Genomic DNA, 17,388 nt, shown 5'->3' with positions numbered 1-17,388 from the left:
CTCTCGCGCCGATCCGGCATGGCGTCCCTCTCGTTCGACTGCTCGAGCAGGCTACGCTCTCGGATGTGACCAATACGACCGTATTGCCGCCCCGTGCCGCAGCCGTCCGCGCGGGAACCCGGCTCTCGGCACGCCGCTCCGCGGCCACTCGACCAGCAGGGGCGGACGACGGACGCCCTCCCACCGCACGGTAGACACATCGCGCCCTGGAAATGGGAGTCTTGATACGCCGCTCTGCGGCTACTCGACCAGCAGGAGGAGGGAGCGCCCTCTCACCGCAAGGTGGAGGGCGCGTCCGAGAATCGCGTGGCAGCGATTCGAGGCAGCCCGACGGAATACGCTCTGCGGAACGCGCCCCGTCGGGAGGCCGACCGCGCTGAGCCGCGCAGGGAGCGGCTCAGAAACGGACTCAGCCCAGCGCTCGCTCGATCTTCTCCGTGATCTCGTTCTGGTCGAGGTAGTTGTCGATGACGACGACCTCGGCGAAGGTGCGGCCGATGCGGTCGACGAGCTCGCCGGAGGTGAGGATGACCTGCGCGTCGGCGGCGAGCGCGTCGACGGAGGCCAGGTCGGAGGCGATCACCTCGGCCTCGAGGTCGAGGGTCTCGAGGGCGCGCTCGGCGCCGAGCTTGAGGATGGCGGAGGTGCCGATTCCGGCGCCGCAGAGGGTGACGATCTTCATGCGCTTCTTCCGTGGTGCGGGTGGTGCGGGGTGCTGTCGGTGAGGACGGCGTTGATGCTGCGGACGGTGCGGGCGGCGGCGAGGGCGCCGACCGCGTCCGGACGGCTGAGCACGTCGGCGAGCCCGGAGACGAAGCCGACGTGTCCGTGCGCCTGGGTGGCGGCGATCCCGATGACGACCGACACCGGGTCGTTGGTGCTGTGGCCGAAGGCGACGGGCTCGGCCAGCGTGACGACGGAGAGGCCGTCCGCGAGGACGTCGTTGCCGGGCCGGGCGTGCGCGAGGGCGAGCCCGGGCGCGATGACGATGTACGGCCCGAGCACGTCGACCTGCTCGACCATGCGCCGGGAGTAGGCGGCGTCCACCGCGCCGGTCCGCTCGAGGGCACGGCCCGCCTCGAGGACGGCCTCCCGCCATGATCCGGCGGAGTGGCGGAGGGCCACCGCCTCCTCGGGGAGCGCGTCGAGCGGCACCGTCAGGCCGCCTCGAAGCCGGCGCTGATCGTCTCGACGAGCTCGCGGCGCTCGTCGAGCGGCAGGAAGGCGGCGTGAGCCGCGTTCAGCTGGAAGGCCTCGAAGTCGTCGAGGTCGTACCCGAAAGCGTCGGACAGGAGGGCGAGCTCGCGGCTGAGGGTCGTCGCGCTCATCAGGCGGTTGTCGGTGTTCACCGTGACGCGGAAGCCCAACTGGTAGAGCAGGTCGAAGGGGTGGTCGGCGAGCTCGGCACCCCACGCTGCGACGGCTCCGGTCTGCAGGTTGGAGGAGGGGCTGAGCTCGAGGGCGATCTCGCGGTCCTTCACCCACTCCGAGAGCTCGCCGAGGGTCACGTAGCTCGCGTCGTCGTCCTGGCGCTCGATGCGGATGTCCTCCGCGATCCGGACGCCGTGGCCCAGGCGCAGCGCGCGGCCGTCGAGCAGGGCCGAGCGGATGCTGTCGAGGCCGTCCGCCTCCCCCGCGTGGACCGTGGTCGGGAAGTGAGCCGCCGCGAGCAGCTCGAAGGCGTGACGGTGCCGCGAGGCGGGGAAGCCCGCCTCGGCTCCGGCGATGTCGAAGCCGATCGCACCGCGCTCGCGGTGGCGCAGCGCCAGCTCGGCGACCTCGAGCGAGCGGTCGGCGTGCCGCATCGCGGTGATCAGCTGGCCGACGCGGATTCTGTGTCCCTGCGCCGCCGCCTCCTGCACGCCCTGCTGCAGCCCCTCCTGGACCGCTTCGACAGCCGCGTCGAGCGAGAGCCCGGCGCGCTGGTGCTGCTCCGGCGCCCAGCGCACCTCGCCGTGCACGACTCCGTCGGCGGCGAGGTCGAGCACGAACTCGCGGGCCACGCGCTCGAGCGCCGGCGCGGTCTGCATCACGGCGACCGTCGTCTCGAAGGTGGCGATGTAGTCGGTGAGGGAGCCGGAGTCGGCCGTGGCACGGAACCACTCGGCGAGCGCGTCCGGCTCCTCGGCCGGGAGCGGTACGCCCGTCTCGCGGGCGATCTCGAGGACCGTCCCGGGCCGCAGGCCTCCGTCGAGGTGGTCGTGCAGCGACACCTTGGGGAGCTCGTCGATGAGGACGCCCTCGCCCGGGAGGAGGTACTCCTCGGTCTGATCGGTCACGGTGCTCCTCGCAGGTCGGCGGTGGTTCGCCGACCACCCTAGAGGGTCGGCGGAAGCGGCTCGCCGGGCGGCGCCTCCTCCGTGCCGGGCGGCGCGGGGCTAGGAGACGCGCTCCGCCACGAGGGGGCCGCCGTCGAGCACCTCGTCGCCCTCGTCGCCGATCCGGTAGGCACCGTCGAGCGCCTCGAGCGCCCGGGCGAAGCGCTCCGGCTCGTCGGCCGACAGCGTGAGCAGGGGCCGGCCCGCGCGGACGCGGTCGCCCGGCTTCGCGTGCAGGTCGATCCCCGCCGCGTGCTGCACCGCGTCGGACTGGCGGGCGCGTCCGGCGCCCAGGCGCCAGGCGGCGATGCCGAACGGCAGCGCCTGCTGCTCCACCAGGACGCCGTCGCGCTCGGCGACCACGACGTGGGTCTCGCGGGCCTCGGGGAGCGCCGCATCCGGATCCCCTCCCTGAGCGCGGATGACCGCGCGCCAGGTGTCCATCGCCGCGCCGCCGTCGAGGGCGCGCTCGACGTCCGCGTCCGGCTGCCCGGCGAGGGCCAGCATCTCGCGGGCCAGGGCCAGCGTCAGCTCCCGGACGTCCGAGGGGCCGCCGCCGGCGAGCACCTCGACCGACTCCCGCACCTCGTTCGCGTTGCCGATGGCCAGACCGAGCGGCACGTTCATGTTGGTCAGCAGCGCGGTGGTCCGCACCCCCGCGTCGTAGCCGAGGTCGACCATCGCCCGTGCCAGCTCCCGCGAGCGCTCGATGTCGACCATGAACGCGCCGGAGCCGAACTTCACGTCGAGCACCAGGGCGTCGGTCCCCTCGGCGATCTTCTTCGACATGATCGAGGACGCGATCAGCGGGATCGCCTCGACGGTTCCGGTGATGTCCCGGAGCGCGTAGAGCTTCTTGTCGGCGGGGGCCAGACCCGAGCCCGCGGCGCAGATCACGCCGCCGACCGTCCGCAGCTGCTCCAGCATTTCCTCGTTGCCGAGGTCGGCCCGCCAGCCCGGGATCGACTCCAGCTTGTCGAGCGTTCCGCCCGTGTGGCCGAGCCCGCGTCCCGAGAGCTGGGGCACCGCCACGCCGAAGGAGGCGACCAGCGGCATCAGCGGCAGCGTGATCTTGTCGCCGACCCCGCCCGTGGAGTGCTTGTCGACCGTGCGCTTGCCGAGTCCGTCGAACCGCATGCGCTCGCCGCTGGCGATCATCGCCAGGGTGAGGTCGCGGATCTCGTCGCGCTCCATCCCGTTCAGCAGGACCGCCATCGCGAAGGCCGCCATCTGCTCGTCGGCGACGTAGCCGCGGGTGTAGGCGTCGATCAGCCAGTCGATCTGCGCGGTCGAGAGCGTGCCGCGGTCGCGCTTGGTGCGGATGATGTCGACGGCGTCGAAGTCCTCGACGGGGGTGGTGCGGGTCATGCGGGGTCCTCGGTTCGGGAGTGGGAGCGGTGACGGCGGCGCTAGGAGGCGGCGTAGGCCTCGAGCGTGCGCGGGCCGAAGGCGTCGGGGATGACCTCGTCGATCGTCTTCACGCCCGACACGGTCTGGAGGAGCATGCCCTCGGCCGAGTGCTCGAAGAGCAGCTGGCGGCAGCGCCCGCAGGGCATCAGGACGCCGCCCTTCCCGTCGACGCAGGTGAAGGCGACGAGCCGGCCGCCGCCCGTCATGTGCAGAGAGGACACCAGCGCGCACTCGGCGCAGAGCGTGAGCCCGTAGGAGGCGTTCTCGACGTTGCAGCCCGAGATCGTCCGGCCGTCGTCCACGAGCGCGGCGACCCCGACGGGGAACTTCGAGTACGGGACGTAGGCGTGGCTCATGGCCTCCAGGGCGGCCTCGCGCAGCGCCTCCCAGTCGATGTCGGTCACGACGGCTCCTCTCAGGACTTCAGGTACGGCTTGCCGGCGGCGGCCGGTCCGCGGGACTGGCCGACGAGACCGGCCACCGCGAAGATCGTCACGACGTACGGCAGCATCAGCATGAACTCGCTGGGCACGGGCGAGCCGATGACGCCGAGCACGTTCTGCAGGTTGGTCGCGAAGCCGAACAGGAGCGACGCGAGCGTCGCCTTGATCGGGTCCCAGCGGCCGAAGATGACGGCGGCCAGGGCGATGAAGCCCGCACCCGCGGTCATCTCCTTGCCGAACGCGCCGACCGCGTCGAGCGTGTAGTACGCGCCGCCGACTCCGGCGATCGCCCCGGCGAGGGAGACGTTCCAGAAGCGCGTGCGGGCGACATCGATGCCCACGGTGTCCGCGGCCTGCGGGTGCTCGCCCACTGCGCGCAGGCGGAGGCCCCACTTGGTCTTGAACAGGCCCCACCACACCGCGAAGATCGCGAAGTACATCAGGTAGACGATCACCGTCTGGTTGAACAGGACGGCGCCCACGATCGGCACCTGGCTGAGCACCGGGATCGGGAGGCGGTCGAACTTCACCGGCGAGTTGAACGTCGACGCGTCGGCGGAGAGGACCTGGGAGTAGAGGAAGCTCGTCAGGCCGGTCACCAGCACGTTCAGCACGACTCCGACGATCACCTGGTCGACCAGGTACTTGATCGCGAAGGCGGCCAGCACGAACGACACCAGAACGCTCGCGACCATCGCCGCGAGCAGGCCGAGCACCGGCTGGCGGGTGAGGGAGCCGACCATCGCCGCGGTGAAGGCGCCGGCGAGCAGCTGCCCCTCGATCGCGACGTTGACGACTCCGACCCGCTCGGAGATGACGCCGCCGAGCGAGCCGAAGATCAGCGGAGTGGCGAGCCCGACGGTCCCGAGCAGCAGCCCCGAGACGGGCAGCGCGGCACCGGCCGACGCCCAGACGAGGAACCCGATCAGGAAGACCAGGGCGAAGACCGCCGAGAGCCAGAGCGGGATCCGGCGGCCGGCGCGGGTGAGCGCGGCCGACGCGACGGCCAGGGCGACCAGGAGGATCGCGACGACCACGCCCGTCCCCCGCGTCGGGAACGGGATGTCCGGCAGCGCGAAGAAGTCGGTCCCCGCGGCGAGGCGGAACGAGCTCGTCCCGTCGCGGCCGAGGGCCACGAAGAGGACGACGGCGAGCAGCGCGAAGACGCCGAACGCGATCGGCGCCTTCCAGCTGCGGATCACGACGCGGTCGGGGGCGGTGGCGACGGCGGTGCTCATGCGGACACCTCCGAGGTGCGGCGGGTGCGGCGCTTCGGGGCTGCCCCGGGCGTCGGGAGGCGGAAGATCGCGCGCACCAGCGGCGGTGCGGCGATGAAGAGGACGATCAGCGACTGGACGACGAGGACCACGTCGATCGGCACGCCCTCGGCGGCCTGCATCGAGTAGCCGCCCGCCTTGAAGGCGCCGAAGAGGATGCCGGCGAAGAACACGCCCCAGGGTCGGGAGCGGCCCAGCAGCGCGACCGTGATCGCGTCGAAGCCGATGCCCGCGTCGATCCCCGAGGTGAAGCCGGTCGTGACCGTCCCCATCACCTGGGCGCTGCCGGCGAGGCCGAGCAGGCCGCCGGAGAGCAGCATCGCGTACACGTAGCTGTTCTTCACGTCGATGCCCGCGACCCGCGCCGCGTGCGGGTTCTCCCCCACCGCGCGGAACTTGAAGCCGATCGTCGAGCGGTTCAGGAGCCACCAGACGAAGACGGTCGCGAGGACCGCGAAGACGAAGCCGAGCGTGAGCGAGTAGCCGGGGCCGAGGAGCGCCGGGAAGACGGCGGTCTCCTTCATCCCGGGCGACTTCGGGTTGTTCGAGCCGGGCGCCTGCAGCGCGCCGGGCGTCCGCAGGAGGTAGGAGATCAGGTAGAACGCGACGTAGTTGAGCATGATCGTGAGGATCACCTCGTGCGCGCCGGTGCGGGCCTTGAGCAGTCCCACGAGTCCGCCCCAGAGCGCGCCGCCCAGGATGCCGGCGGCGAGCGCGACGATCAGGTGCACGCCCCACGGGAGGTCGAAGGAGAAGCCGACCCAGCCCGCGCAGGCGGCGGCGATCAGCATCTGGCCGCGGCCGCCGATGTTGAACAGGCCGACGCGGAAGGCCAGCGCCACTCCGAGGCCGCCGGCGATCAGCGGGGTCGCGAAGGCCAGGGTGTCCGTCAGTGGCTTGATGCCGTTGGCGAAGCCCTCGCGGCGGAAGTTGTAGACCGAGCCCTGGAAGAGCGAGGAGTAGGCACCGGAGACGGACTGCCAGATCGCCTGCAGGGTGTCGAGCGGCCGGGCGAAGAAGTAGCCCGACGCCGCCTGGACGTCCTTGTCGGTCGCGGCGATCAGCACGCCGCCCGCGATGAGGGAGAGCAGCACGGCGAGCACCGACATCAGCGCGGTGCCGGAGAGGATCTCGCGCAGGACGCGGGAGGCGCCGCTCTCGAGCGGGCCGGGGCGCACCTCCTGATCCGGCTTCTGGCCGGGCTCGAGCCCGGACGCCTTCTCGGTCTCCGCGTCGGGATCGACCGCGGGCAGTTGCGCGTCGCTCACGCCGCCGCTCCCTTCTCGGCGGGCGTCTGCCCGGCCATCATGAGCCCCAGGACCTCGCGGGGCGTGTCGGCGGGGACGATGCCGATGATCCCGCCCTTGTACATGACCGCGATGCGGTCGGCGAGCGCCGCGACCTCGTCGAGCTCGGTCGACACCACGATCACGGGGACCCCGGTGTCGCGCGTCTCGACGATGCGCTTGTGGACGAACTCGATGGAGCCGACGTCGATGCCGCGGGTGGGCTGCGCCGCGATGAACAGCCGCAGCTCCCGGCTGAGCTCGCGCGCGAGCACCACCTTCTGCTGGTTGCCTCCGGAGAGGCGGCCGACGTGGGTGCCGATCCCCTGGGCGCGCACGTCGAACTCGCGCACCCGCTCCTCGGCGAAGCGCTCGAGCTCCTTGAGCCGCAGGCCCAGTCCCTTCACGAACGGACCGCGGTCGCTGCGGTCGAGCATGAGGTTCTCGGCGATCGTGAACTCGGCGACCAGACCGTCCTCGGTGCGGTCCTCGGGGACGAAGCCGACCCCCGACTCGAGGACGCGGCGCACGGACAGCCCGTCGAGGCGGCGCCCGTCCAGGGTCACCGAGCCCTCGACCCGCTCCTGCAGGCCCATGATCGCCTCGGTGAGCTCGGTCTGGCCGTTGCCCTGCACGCCCGCGATCGCGAGGATCTCGCCGCGGCGGACCTCGAAGGAGACGTCGTCGACGACGGCCTGGCCGTTGGCGTCGCGCACGGTGAGGTTCGAGACGACGAGGGCCTCGTCGCCCGGCACCGCCTGCTCCTTCTGCACCGTCAGCTCGACGGCGCGGCCCACCATCAGCGAGGCGAGCTCGGCGTTGCTCGCCGTCGGAGACGCCTCCCCCACGACTCTGCCGAGGCGGATGACCGTGATGCGGTCTCCGACCTCGCGCACCTCGCGGAGCTTGTGCGTGATGAAGACGATGGCGGTCCCGGCCGCACGCAGCTGGCGCATGATCGCGATCAGCTCGTCGGTCTCCTGCGGGGTCAGCACCGCGGTCGGCTCGTCGAACACGAGCACCCGGGCGTCGCGCGAGAGCGCCTTGATGATCTCGACCCGCTGCTGCACGCCGACGGGGAGGTCCTCGACCAGGGCGTCGGGATCCACGTCGAAGCCGAAGCGGTCCGAGATCTCGCGCACCCGGGCGCGCGCGGCGGCGAGGTCCAGGCGCCCGCCGGCCTTCGTCTCCTCGTGGCCCAGCATGACGTTCTCGGCGACGGTGAACACGGGGACGAGCATGAAGTGCTGGTGGACCATCCCGATGCCCGCCTTCATGGCGTCACCCGGACCGGAGAAGTGCTGGACCGCGTCGTCCAGCAGGATCTCCCCCTCCTCGGCCTGGTACAGGCCGTAGAGCACGTTCATGAGCGTCGACTTGCCCGCGCCGTTCTCGCCGAGGAGGCAGTGGATCTCACCGGGTTCGACGGTGAGATCGATGTGGTCGTTGGCCACGAGCGCGCCGAAGCGCTTCGTGATGCCACGCAGTTCGAGCTTCATGGGACCAATCTAACTTTCGGTTCGCGCCACGATGCGCCGTCGGCCGGGATCGAGGGACGCAGCGGAGCCGATCGGCCCGCCGGACCGACGAAGAGGCCGGCGGGCCCGAGGTGTGCTCGGGCCCGCCGGCCTCTTCGAGGAAGCGGCTAGGACGCCGCGGGAGCGGACGGGGAGGTGACGGTGATGGAGCCGTCGATGATGCCCGCCTTGATGGTGTCGAGCTCGCCCTGCAGGTCGCCCGAGACCTTCGACTCGAAGTCGTGGAACGGCGCGATGCCGACTCCGTCGTTCTCGAGGGTGCCCACGAAGGGAGTGGGGTCGAAGTCGTCGGCTCCGGCGGAGCTGGTGACGTCGGTCGTGCCGGCCTCGATGCCCTTGAGAATCGAGGTCAGGTACAGGTCGGCGCCGTCGGGGTAGGTCTCGTACAGGTCCGCGTCCACGCCGACCATCGCGATGTCCTTGCCGGAGTCGCGGATCGCCTCGATCGCCGACTGGAAGATCGGACCGCCGACGGGGAGGATGACGTCCGCGTTCTGGTCGATCAGCGACTGCGCGGCCGACTTGGCCTCGACGCCCGCCGCGAAGCCGCCGGTGAAGGAGCCGGTCTGCGCGTCGACGTCCCAGCCGACGACCTTGACGTCCTTCCCCTTCTGCTCGTTGTAGTACTTCACGCCGTCGGCGTAGCCGTCCATGAAGATCGTGACGGTCGGGAACTGCTGGCCGCCGTAGGTGCCGACGACGCCGGTCTTGGAGTACGACGCGGCCGTGTAGCCGGCGAGGAACGCCGCCTGCGAGGTGTCGAAGGTGATCGGCTTGACGTTCGGCAGGTCGATCGACGCGTCGTCGATGATCGCGAAGTCGATGTCCGTGTTCGCTTCGGCCGCGGCCGACGTGGCCTCCGCCAGCGCGAAGCCGACGGTGATGATCAGGTTGCAGCCCTGGTCGACGAGGCTGGTCAGGTTCGGGGCGTAGTCCGTCTCGGACTCCGAGGTGACGGTCTTCGGCGTGACACCGAGGTCCTCCGAGGCCTTCACGAGGCCGTTGTAGCCGAGCTCGTTGAACGACTTGTCGTCGAACCCGCCCGCGTCGGAGACCATGCAGGGCAGGAAGTCGCCACCGGCGGCGGCGCTGGAGCCGCTCTCCTCGGGGGCGGAGGCGCAACCGGCGAGAAGCGCGGTGACGCCGAGGGCGGCGAGACCGCCGAACGCGGTCTTACGCGAGGTGATAGTCAAGATGTCGTCCTCCAGGAATGCGGCCCCGCGCGACGAGCGCAGCAGGGCGTCGATTCCCACACGTTACCCAATGTGACAAGCCGCTCAGCCGCCCGGACGGTAGACCTCAGGAAGCGTTACACAGTGTTGATCTTCGCGACATGCGGAGCGTGTCGCGGGTGCGGGCGGCTGTGCTCGATTCCGAGCCGCGGAGCGGCTCGGCGCGGTCGGCTGGGCTCGATTCCGAGCCGCGGAGCGGCTCGGCGCGGTCGGCTTCGCGACGGGTGCGTTCCGCAGAGCGAGTCGCGTCGGGCTGGCCTGAATCGCTTGGCACGCGATTCCGGCTCGCGGCCCTCTCCCCTGCTGCCGGACGTCGAAGGCGTTCGGAGGAGCTCCGCGCTGCGCCCGGTCGGGCTCGACGCGATGCTCCTCCATGGTGGTCGAGTTGCCGCGGAAGCGGCGTATCGAGACCCAGCCACCAGCACCCAGGGCGACGGCCGAGGCCCTCATCGAGGGTGGTCGAGTGGCCGCGCGAACGGCGTATCAGGACCGCCGCACGCGCATGAGGCGAGGGGCGGAACGGCGAGGGGCGGAACGGCGAAGCGCGGCGCCTCCGAGGGGAGGGCCGCGCTTCGACGGGTGGGACGGAGTGCTAGAGGACGTCGGTGCGGCCGGAGAGGCGCAGGGCGTCGACGACGCCCTTGACCTTCTGGGCGTTCTCGGTCGTGGTCACCAGGAGCGCATCGGGGGTGTCCACGACGACGATGTCCTTCACTCCGATGAGGGCGATGGTGCGGTTGCCGCCGCTGACGACGATGCCCGTCGCGGAGTCGGCGAGCACACGCGCGTCCTCGCCGAGGATGGCGAGGTCCGAGCGGAGCCCGCTCGAGTGCAGCTTCGCGATGGACGCGAAGTCGCCCACGTCGTCCCAGGAGAAGTGGCCCGGCACGACGGCCAGCTTGCCCGCGGCCGCGGCCGGCTCGGCGACGGAGTAGTCGATCGCGATCTTCTCCAGGCCCGGCCAGATGCGGTCGACGACCGCGCCGCGCTCCGGGGTGTCCCACGCGGCGGCGAGCTCGAGCAGTCCGGCGAGCAGCTTCGGCTTCGCGCGGCCGAGCTCCTCGAGGAGGCGGTCGGCGCGGGCGATGAACATGCCCGCGTTCCAGAGGTACTGACCGCTGGAGAGGTAGGCGCGCGCGGTGTCGGCGTCGGGCTTCTCGACGAAGGAGTCGACGGCGAGCGTGTGCGTCGCCCCGTCGATCCCGAGGTGCTTCCCCGTGCGGATGTAGCCGAAGCCCACGGCAGGCTCGGTCGGCGTGATGCCGATGGTCGCGATGTAGCCCGCGTCCGCCGCGACGACGGCCTCGGCGACCGCGTCGTGGAACAGCTGCTGACCGCTGATGACGTGGTCGGCGGCGAACGAGCCGATGATCACGCCGGGCTGGCGGCGCTCGAGGATGGCGGCGGCCAGGCCGATCGCGGCGGACGAGTCGCGCGGCTCGCTCTCGAGGACGACGTTGAGGTCCTCGAGGCTCTCGAGCTGCTCCTCGACGGCGGCGCGGTGCGCGCGGCCGGTCACGACCATGATCCGGTCGGCGCCCGAGATGGGCGCGAGGCGGTCCCAGGTGTCGCGGAGGAGGGTCTGTCCCGATCCCGTCAGATCGTGCAGGAACTTCGGGGCGTCGGCCCGGGAGAGCGGCCACAGCCTCGAGCCGATCCCGCCGGCGGGGATCACGCTGTAGAAGCGGTCGAGCGGGGCGCGGCCATCGGTCTCAGGTGATGTCATGTCCGCAGGATACAAGGGAGCCCGAGCGCGACCGTCCGTTCACCCGGGCGCGCGCCGCCGTTCATCCCGCCGCCGTAGCGTCCGGGGCGTGAGAGTCGCGGTCGTCACCGAGAGCTTCCTGCCGTCGTTGAACGGCGTGACCACGAGCGTCCTGCGGGTGCTCGACGAGTTCGCGGAGCGCGGGATCGAGGCGCTCGTCGTCTGCCCGGCCGCGGGGGCGCCGGGCCACTACGCGGGCCACCGCGTCGTGGAGCACCCGGCGATCGCCTACCGCGACTTCCCGGTCGGGATCCCCACGCTGGCCCTCACCCGGGAGCTGGCCGACTTCGAGCCCGACGTTGTGCACGTCGCCTCGCCCTTCCTCCTCGGCGCCCGCGCCATCGCCTCGGCCGGCCGGCTCGGGGTGCCGAGTGTCGCGATCTACCAGACGGACGTCGCGCGATTCGCGGCCCGCTACGGCATCCGCGGCGCCCGCGCCCTCGCCTGGCGGGTGATCCGCCAGATCCACGCCGGGGCGGACCTGACCCTCGCCCCCTCCACGAGCGCCCTCGACGACCTCGCCGCCGCCGGCATCGAGCGCACCGCGCTGTGGGGCCGCGGCGTGCAGAGCGAGCGCTTCCACCCGCGCCGCCGCTCCTCCCCCTACGCGCAGGCCGTCCGTGCCGGACTCGGCGCCGATGACGCGCTCGTCGGCTACATCGGGCGCCTCTCCCCCGAGAAGAGGGTGGAGCGGATGGCGGCGCTCGCCTCCCTCCCGCACGCGGAGCTGGTCGTGGGCGGCTACGGCCCCTCCTCCGCCCGGGTCGCCGCCGCCCTCGGCCCGGCGGCGCGGATGCTCGGCCGGCTCGACGGCGACCGGCTGCCGGCGGTCTTCGCCGCGCTCGACGTCTTCGTGCACACCGGCACGGAGGAGACGTTCGGCCAGACGGTCCAGGAGGCGCAGGCGTCCGGCACCGCGGTGGTCGCGCCGCACGCGGGCGGCCCCACCGACCTCATCGAGCACGGCGTGGACGGCCTGCTCTACGCGCCTGAGAGCGACTCCGACCTCCGCCGGCAGGTGGAGCGCCTGGTCCGAGATCCCGCACTGCGCGCCCGGCTCGGCGAGGCGGGCCGCCGCCGCGTGCTCCACCGCACCTGGAGCGCGCTCACCGACGAGCTCCTCGCGCACTACGCGACCGCGGGGGCGCCCGCCCTCGCCCTGCCCCGCAGCTAAGGCTCGCCTAAGCCGCGCCCGCCTGCGAGCGCGCTTAGAATCGGAGGGCGAGTTTCTCGTCGCTCCCCGCCCCGTCCCCGTCCACGCGACGTGGGAACAGGTCAGGCCGTCGGAGCACAACCAGGGAGGGTTGTTCGTGTCAGTTCAAGCTGCTCAAACCCTCGCACCCCGGAAGCAGGGGAAGATCCGGCGTCCGGCCGGCACCCTGTACCGCGGTCGCGAAGGCATGTGGTCGTGGGTGCTCCACCGGGTCACCGGTGTCGCCATCTTCTTCTTCCTCCTCGTCCACGTCCTCGACTCCGCTCTCATCGCCGTGAGCCCCGAGGCGTACAACGCGGTCATCGGGACGTACAAGAACCCGATCATGGGACTCGGCGAGACCGGGCTCGTGGGCGCCATCGCGTTCCACGCGCTGAACGGCCTGCGGATCATCCTGGTCGACTTCTGGAGCTGGGCGACCCGCAATCAGCGCGTCCTCTTCTGGGTCGTCATGGGCCTCTGGATCGTGCTGATGCTCGGCTTCGCGCCGCGCCACCTGATCAACGTCTTCAGCGAGGGGGGTGCGCATTGAGCACCGTCGCCGCACCGCGGACCCCGCACACCCCGACCCGCTCCTCCGGCACCAACTGGGAGAAGTGGGGCTGGATCTACATGCGCGCCTCCGGCGTCGTGCTGATCGTCCTGATCTTCGGGCACCTCATCTACAACCTGCTGCTGGGCGACGGCATCAAGGCCATCGACTTCGGCTTCGTCGGCGGCAAGCTGGCGAACCCGTTCTGGCAGTGGTGGGACGTCCTCATGCTGTGGCTCGCGCTGATCCACGGCGGCAACGGCATGCGCACGCTGGTCAACGACTACGCGACCTCGCCCCTGCTGGCCAAGGCCTTCAAGGGCGGCATCCTCGTCGCCGTCGTCGCGCTGATCGCGCTCGGCACCTGGGTCGTCTTCGCGTTCGACCCGTGCCCCGCCGGCACCGCCGCGGATCTGCTGCCCTCCTTCTGCGCAGCGTGACCACGGTGCCGCGGATCGGAGAGGGGCCCGCGCCCCTCCCGGTCCGCGGCACCGCGTCCCGGCACCTCCCCCTCCCATCCCCGTACGACGGAGCACCCACCCCGTGAGCACACCAGGCCACTCCCACACCGGCGCCGACCAGAGCGCCTTCGCGCAGACCGTCGGACCCGACGGCGTCCACTACCACCAGTTCGACGTCGTCATCGTCGGCGCCGGCGGTGCCGGGATGCGCGCGGCCATCGAGGCCGGCCCCAAGGCGAGGACGGCCGTGATCTCGAAGCTGTACCCGACCCGCTCCCACACCGGAGCGGCGCAGGGCGGCATGGCCGCCGCCCTCGCGAACGTCGAGGAGGACAGCTGGGAGTGGCACACCTTCGACACCGTCAAGGGCGGCGACTACCTCGTCGACCAGGACGCGGCCGAGATCCTCGCGAAGGAGGCCATCGACGCGGTCATCGACCTCGAGAACATGGGCCTGCCCTTCAACCGCACCGAGGAGGGCAAGATCGACCAGCGCCGTTTCGGCGGCCACACCCGCGACCACGGCAAGGCGCCCGTCCGCCGGGCCTGTTACGCGGCCGACCGCACCGGCCACATGATCCTGCAGACGCTGTTCCAGAACTGCGTCCGGCTCGGCATCAACTTCTACAACGAGTTCTACGTCCTCGACCTGGTGATGACCGAGGTCGACGGAGTGGCCAAGCCCTCCGGCGTCGTCGCCTACGAGCTGGCCACGGGCGAGCTGCACGTCTTCCAGGCGAAGGCGATCATCTTCGCGACCGGCGGCTTCGGCAAGATCTACAAGACCACCTCCAACGCGCACACCCTCACCGGCGACGGCGTCGGCATCATCTGGCGCAAGGGCCTCCCCCTGGAGGACATGGAGTTCTTCCAGTTCCACCCGACCGGCCTCGCCGGCCTCGGCATCCTCCTCACCGAGGGAGCGCGAGGAGAGGGTGCGATCCTCCGCAACGCCTCGGGCGAGCGCTTCATGGAGCGCTACGCCCCCACCATCAAGGACCTCGCGCCGCGCGACATCGTCGCCCGCTGCATGGTCCAGGAGGTGGCGGAGGGCCGCGGCGCCGGACCGCACAAGGACTACGTGCTGCTGGACTGCACCCACCTGGGCGCCGAGGTCCTCGAGACCAAGCTCCCCGACATCACCGAGTTCGCCCGCACCTACCTGGGCGTCGACCCCGTCGTCGAGCCGGTCCCCGTCATGCCGACCGCGCACTACGCGATGGGCGGCATCCCGACCAACGTCAAGGCCGAGGTGCTCTCGGACAACACGACCGTCGTCCCCGGCCTCTACGCCGCCGGCGAGTGCGCGTGCGTCTCGGTGCACGGCTCCAACCGCCTCGGCACCAACTCCCTCCTCGACATCAACGTCTTCGGCAAGCGCAGCGGCAACAACGCCGCCGACTACGCCAAGACGGTCGACTTCACCCCCCTGCCCGCCGACCCGGCCGGCGCGATCCGCGACATGCTCGCCTCGCTCCGCTCCGCCACCGGCACCGAGCGGATCGCCTCGATCCGCAAGGAGCTGCAGGACGAGATGGATAAGAACGCCCAGGTGTTCCGCACCGACGAGTCCCTCGAGGCCGTCACCGGGACCATCCAGCGCCTGCGCGACCGGTTCCGCAACATCTCGGTGCAGGACAAGGGCAAGCGCTTCAACACCGACCTCCTCGAGGCCGTCGAGCTGGGCTTCCTGCTCGACCTCGCCGAGGTCGTCGTCTACTCGGCGCGCAACCGCAAGGAGAGCCGCGGCGGCCACATGCGCGACGACTTCCCGAAGCGCGACGACGAGAACTACATGCAGCACACGATGGCGTACCTCTCCGGTGACGCCCACTCCTCCGACGCCGGTGACCACATCCGGCTCGACTGGAAGCCCGTCGTGATCACCCGGTACCAGCCGATGGAGAGGAAGTACTAGCCATGTCGACCGCTACCCTCGAGCAGCCGCCCGCCGCCCCCGCGGCCCCGGAGGCGTTCACCGTCACGTTCATCATCCGCCGCTTCGACCCCGAGGTGGACGCCGAGCCGCGCTGGCAGGACTTCGACGTCGAGATGTACTCGACCGACCGCGTCCTCGACGCCCTGCACCGCATCAAGTGGGACCAGGACGGATCGCTGACCTTCCGCCGCTCGTGCGCGCACGGCATCTGCGGATCCGACGCGATGCGGATCAACGGCCGCAACCGCCTGGCCTGCAAGACGCTGATCAAGGATCTCGACATCTCGCAGCCGATCTACATCGAGGCGATCAAGGGGCTGCCCCTCGAGAAGGACCTCGTCGTCGACATGGAGCCGTTCTTCGCCTCCTACCGCGAGGTGCAGCCGTTCCTGGTCGCCAACACCCCGGCGCCCAAGGGCAAGGAGCGCGTGCAGTCGGTCGCCGACCGCGCCCGCTTCGACGACACCACGAAGTGCATCCTCTGCGCCGCGTGCACGTCGTCCTGCCCCGTGTTCTGGACCGACGGGCAGTACTTCGGCCCCGCGGCGATCGTGAACGCCCACCGCTTCATCTTCGACTCGCGCGACGACGCCGGTGGAGCGCGCCTGGACATCCTCAACGACAAGGAGGGCGTGTGGCGCTGCCGCACGACCTTCAACTGCACGGAGGCGTGCCCGCGCGGCATCCAGATCACGCAGGCGATCGCCGAGGTGAAGCAGGCCGTCATCCGCGGCCGCGCCTGATCCTCCTCGCGAACGCGTCCGGCTCGCCGGGATCCTCGGATCCGGCGGGCCGGACGCGTTCCTGCATGCAGGCGGGCGCGTGCACGGGAGCGCCGCGAGGCCTCAGTACGCTGGAGGAATGACCGAGGCGGCCGACACTCCCCGCGGGATCCCGGGCCTGTTCGAGCGGGTCATGCGGACGCGGCCGGTGCGGGTGATGCTCCACTACTCCGAGACCGGCGGGCCCCTCTTCGCCTCCGGACTCGCCTTCCAGGCCCTGTTCGCGGTGTTCGCGGCGCTCTTCGTCTTCTTCGCCGTCTTCGGCTTCTGGGTGCGCGACGACTCGGTGCTGCGCGACTCCCTCCTCGACCTGGTGACCCGCTCCGTCCCCGGCCTGATCGGCGGGAAGAACGCCCTCGTGTCGGTCGACGACCTGCTCGACTCGTCGATCCTCGGCTGGACGGGTGCGATCGCGGCCGCCGGCCTGCTCTGGACGGCGCTGAACTTCCTGGGGAGCCTGCGCCAGGCGGTCCGGCTGCTCTTCTCGCTCCCCGGACCCACGACCCTCTTCGTCCTGCTCAAGCTCAAGGACGCGGGGCTCGCCCTGGTCTTCGGGGCGGTGCTGCTGGTCTCGGCCGGTCTCTCCGTGTTCTCGACCTCGCTGGTGGACGTGGCGTTCGGCTTCCTCGGGATCGGCAGCGAGTCGATGCCGGCCCGTCTCGCCGGCAGCGCGGTCGGCCTGCTGATCATGCTCGCCCTGGACACGGGCACGCTCGCCGGCTCCTTCCGCATCCTCTCGGGCATCTCGATCCCCTGGAAGAACCTCTGGGCGGGCTCGCTGCTCGGCGGGATCGCTCTCGGCGCGCTCAAGGTCCTCGGTACGCAGCTGCTGGGCGGTGCCTCCCGCAATCCGCTGCTCGCCTCGTTCGCGGTCCTCATCGGTCTGCTGATCTGGTTCAACCTCGTCTGCCAGGTGATCCTGATCGCCGCGTCGTGGATCTCCGTCGGGATGAGCGACGCCGGGATCTCGGCGCGCAAGCTCACGCCGGAGGAGCGCGAGAAGGAGCGGGAGGAGCAGCTGCGCACCGCCCGCCGCACCCTCGCCGAGGCCGAGCGCGAGCGGCTTCGCGCCGCGCTGCCGGAGGCGTCCCTCCTGAAACGACGGCGCCTGGAGCGCCAGCTCGCGCAGCTCGAGGAGGAGCTCGAGCAGCTCCCCGCCTGACCCGGCGGTCCTCCTTCCGCCCGGCCCGGC

16 protein-coding genes are annotated in these 17,388 nt (G+C 71.2%); 6 read left to right on the top strand and 10 right to left on the bottom strand.

Annotated elements, in window-relative coordinates; all coding sequences use genetic code 11:
• Window positions 1-409: 409 nt before the first annotated feature.
• The 10 genes from C5C82_RS04125 to C5C82_RS04080 all read right to left on the bottom strand — a co-directional run bounded on the left by C5C82_RS04125 (window position 410) and on the right by C5C82_RS04080 (window position 11,230).
• The gene (locus C5C82_RS04125; protein ID WP_104226416.1) at window positions 410-682 is read right to left on the bottom strand and encodes a PTS sugar transporter subunit IIB; all 273 of its coding nucleotides are present in this window, start codon (window positions 680-682) and stop codon (window positions 410-412) included.
• A complete protein-coding gene (locus C5C82_RS04120) occupies window positions 679-1,155 on the bottom strand; it encodes a PTS sugar transporter subunit IIA (protein ID WP_104255398.1) in 477 nt (158 codons plus the stop codon). Before C5C82_RS04120 ends, C5C82_RS04125 begins: the two co-directional genes overlap by 4 nt.
• Window positions 1,156-1,157: 2 nt before the next feature.
• Window positions 1,158-2,279 (bottom strand): adenosine deaminase, encoded by a 1,122-nt coding sequence (locus C5C82_RS04115; protein ID WP_104255399.1) that lies wholly within the window; start codon window positions 2,277-2,279, stop codon window positions 1,158-1,160.
• Window positions 2,280-2,378: 99 nt separating this feature from the next.
• Entirely contained in the window at window positions 2,379-3,686 is a 1,308-nt protein-coding gene (locus C5C82_RS04110; RefSeq protein WP_104352398.1) for a thymidine phosphorylase, read from the bottom strand.
• A gap of 41 nt (window positions 3,687-3,727) precedes the next feature.
• Entirely contained in the window at window positions 3,728-4,132 is a 405-nt protein-coding gene (locus C5C82_RS04105; protein ID WP_104223180.1) for a cytidine deaminase, read from the bottom strand.
• Window positions 4,133-4,143: 11 nt separating this feature from the next.
• The gene (locus C5C82_RS04100; protein WP_104232837.1) at window positions 4,144-5,409 is read right to left on the bottom strand and encodes an ABC transporter permease; all 1,266 of its coding nucleotides are present in this window, start codon (window positions 5,407-5,409) and stop codon (window positions 4,144-4,146) included.
• Complete coding sequence (locus tag C5C82_RS04095) at window positions 5,406-6,716, bottom strand: ABC transporter permease (RefSeq protein WP_219812597.1); 1,311 nt, start codon at window positions 6,714-6,716, stop codon at window positions 5,406-5,408. The genes C5C82_RS04100 and C5C82_RS04095 overlap by 4 nt, the downstream gene beginning before the upstream one ends.
• Entirely contained in the window at window positions 6,713-8,233 is a 1,521-nt protein-coding gene (locus tag C5C82_RS04090; protein WP_104223182.1) for an ABC transporter ATP-binding protein, read from the bottom strand. The genes C5C82_RS04095 and C5C82_RS04090 overlap by 4 nt, the downstream gene beginning before the upstream one ends.
• A 146-nt stretch (window positions 8,234-8,379) precedes the next feature.
• Entirely contained in the window at window positions 8,380-9,465 is a 1,086-nt protein-coding gene (locus C5C82_RS04085) for a BMP family protein (RefSeq protein ID WP_104354650.1), read from the bottom strand.
• Window positions 9,466-10,096: 631 nt separating this feature from the next.
• Window positions 10,097-11,230 carry a mannose-1-phosphate guanylyltransferase gene (locus C5C82_RS04080; protein ID WP_104223184.1) on the bottom strand — a complete coding sequence of 378 codons (1,134 nt, stop codon included), beginning with the start codon at window positions 11,228-11,230 and terminating at the stop codon, window positions 10,097-10,099.
• A gap of 88 nt (window positions 11,231-11,318) precedes the next feature.
• Between C5C82_RS04080 and C5C82_RS04075 the strand changes: the two genes are divergently transcribed.
• The 6 genes from C5C82_RS04075 (at window position 11,319) to C5C82_RS04050 (ending at window position 17,358) form a co-directional block, all read left to right on the top strand.
• Window positions 11,319-12,443 (top strand): glycosyltransferase family 1 protein, encoded by a 1,125-nt coding sequence (locus C5C82_RS04075; protein WP_181065415.1) that lies wholly within the window; start codon window positions 11,319-11,321, stop codon window positions 12,441-12,443.
• 136 nt (window positions 12,444-12,579) lie between these two features.
• Window positions 12,580-13,014 (top strand): succinate dehydrogenase, cytochrome b556 subunit, encoded by a 435-nt coding sequence (sdhC, locus tag C5C82_RS04070; protein WP_374953860.1) that lies wholly within the window; start codon window positions 12,580-12,582, stop codon window positions 13,012-13,014.
• Window positions 13,011-13,454 carry a succinate dehydrogenase hydrophobic membrane anchor subunit gene (locus C5C82_RS04065; protein WP_104223187.1) on the top strand — a complete coding sequence of 148 codons (444 nt, stop codon included), beginning with the start codon at window positions 13,011-13,013 and terminating at the stop codon, window positions 13,452-13,454. Before sdhC ends, C5C82_RS04065 begins: the two co-directional genes overlap by 4 nt.
• 202 nt (window positions 13,455-13,656) lie before the next feature.
• Window positions 13,657-15,393: a succinate dehydrogenase flavoprotein subunit gene (gene sdhA, locus C5C82_RS04060; protein WP_244230709.1), complete on the top strand. Its 1,737-nt coding sequence runs from the start codon at window positions 13,657-13,659 to the stop codon at window positions 15,391-15,393.
• 2 nt (window positions 15,394-15,395) lie between these two features.
• Window positions 15,396-16,157: a succinate dehydrogenase iron-sulfur subunit gene (locus C5C82_RS04055; protein WP_068254543.1), complete on the top strand. Its 762-nt coding sequence runs from the start codon at window positions 15,396-15,398 to the stop codon at window positions 16,155-16,157.
• Window positions 16,158-16,275: 118 nt separating this feature from the next.
• Complete coding sequence (locus C5C82_RS04050; RefSeq protein ID WP_104354646.1) at window positions 16,276-17,358, top strand: YhjD/YihY/BrkB family envelope integrity protein; 1,083 nt, start codon at window positions 16,276-16,278, stop codon at window positions 17,356-17,358.
• Window positions 17,359-17,388: the final 30 nt, after the last annotated feature.

This window comes from Rathayibacter sp. AY1D5 (assembly GCF_002932515.1).
Classification (GTDB): domain Bacteria; phylum Actinomycetota; class Actinomycetes; order Actinomycetales; family Microbacteriaceae; genus Rathayibacter.
This window is presented reverse-complemented; position numbering and strand designations above follow the sequence as displayed.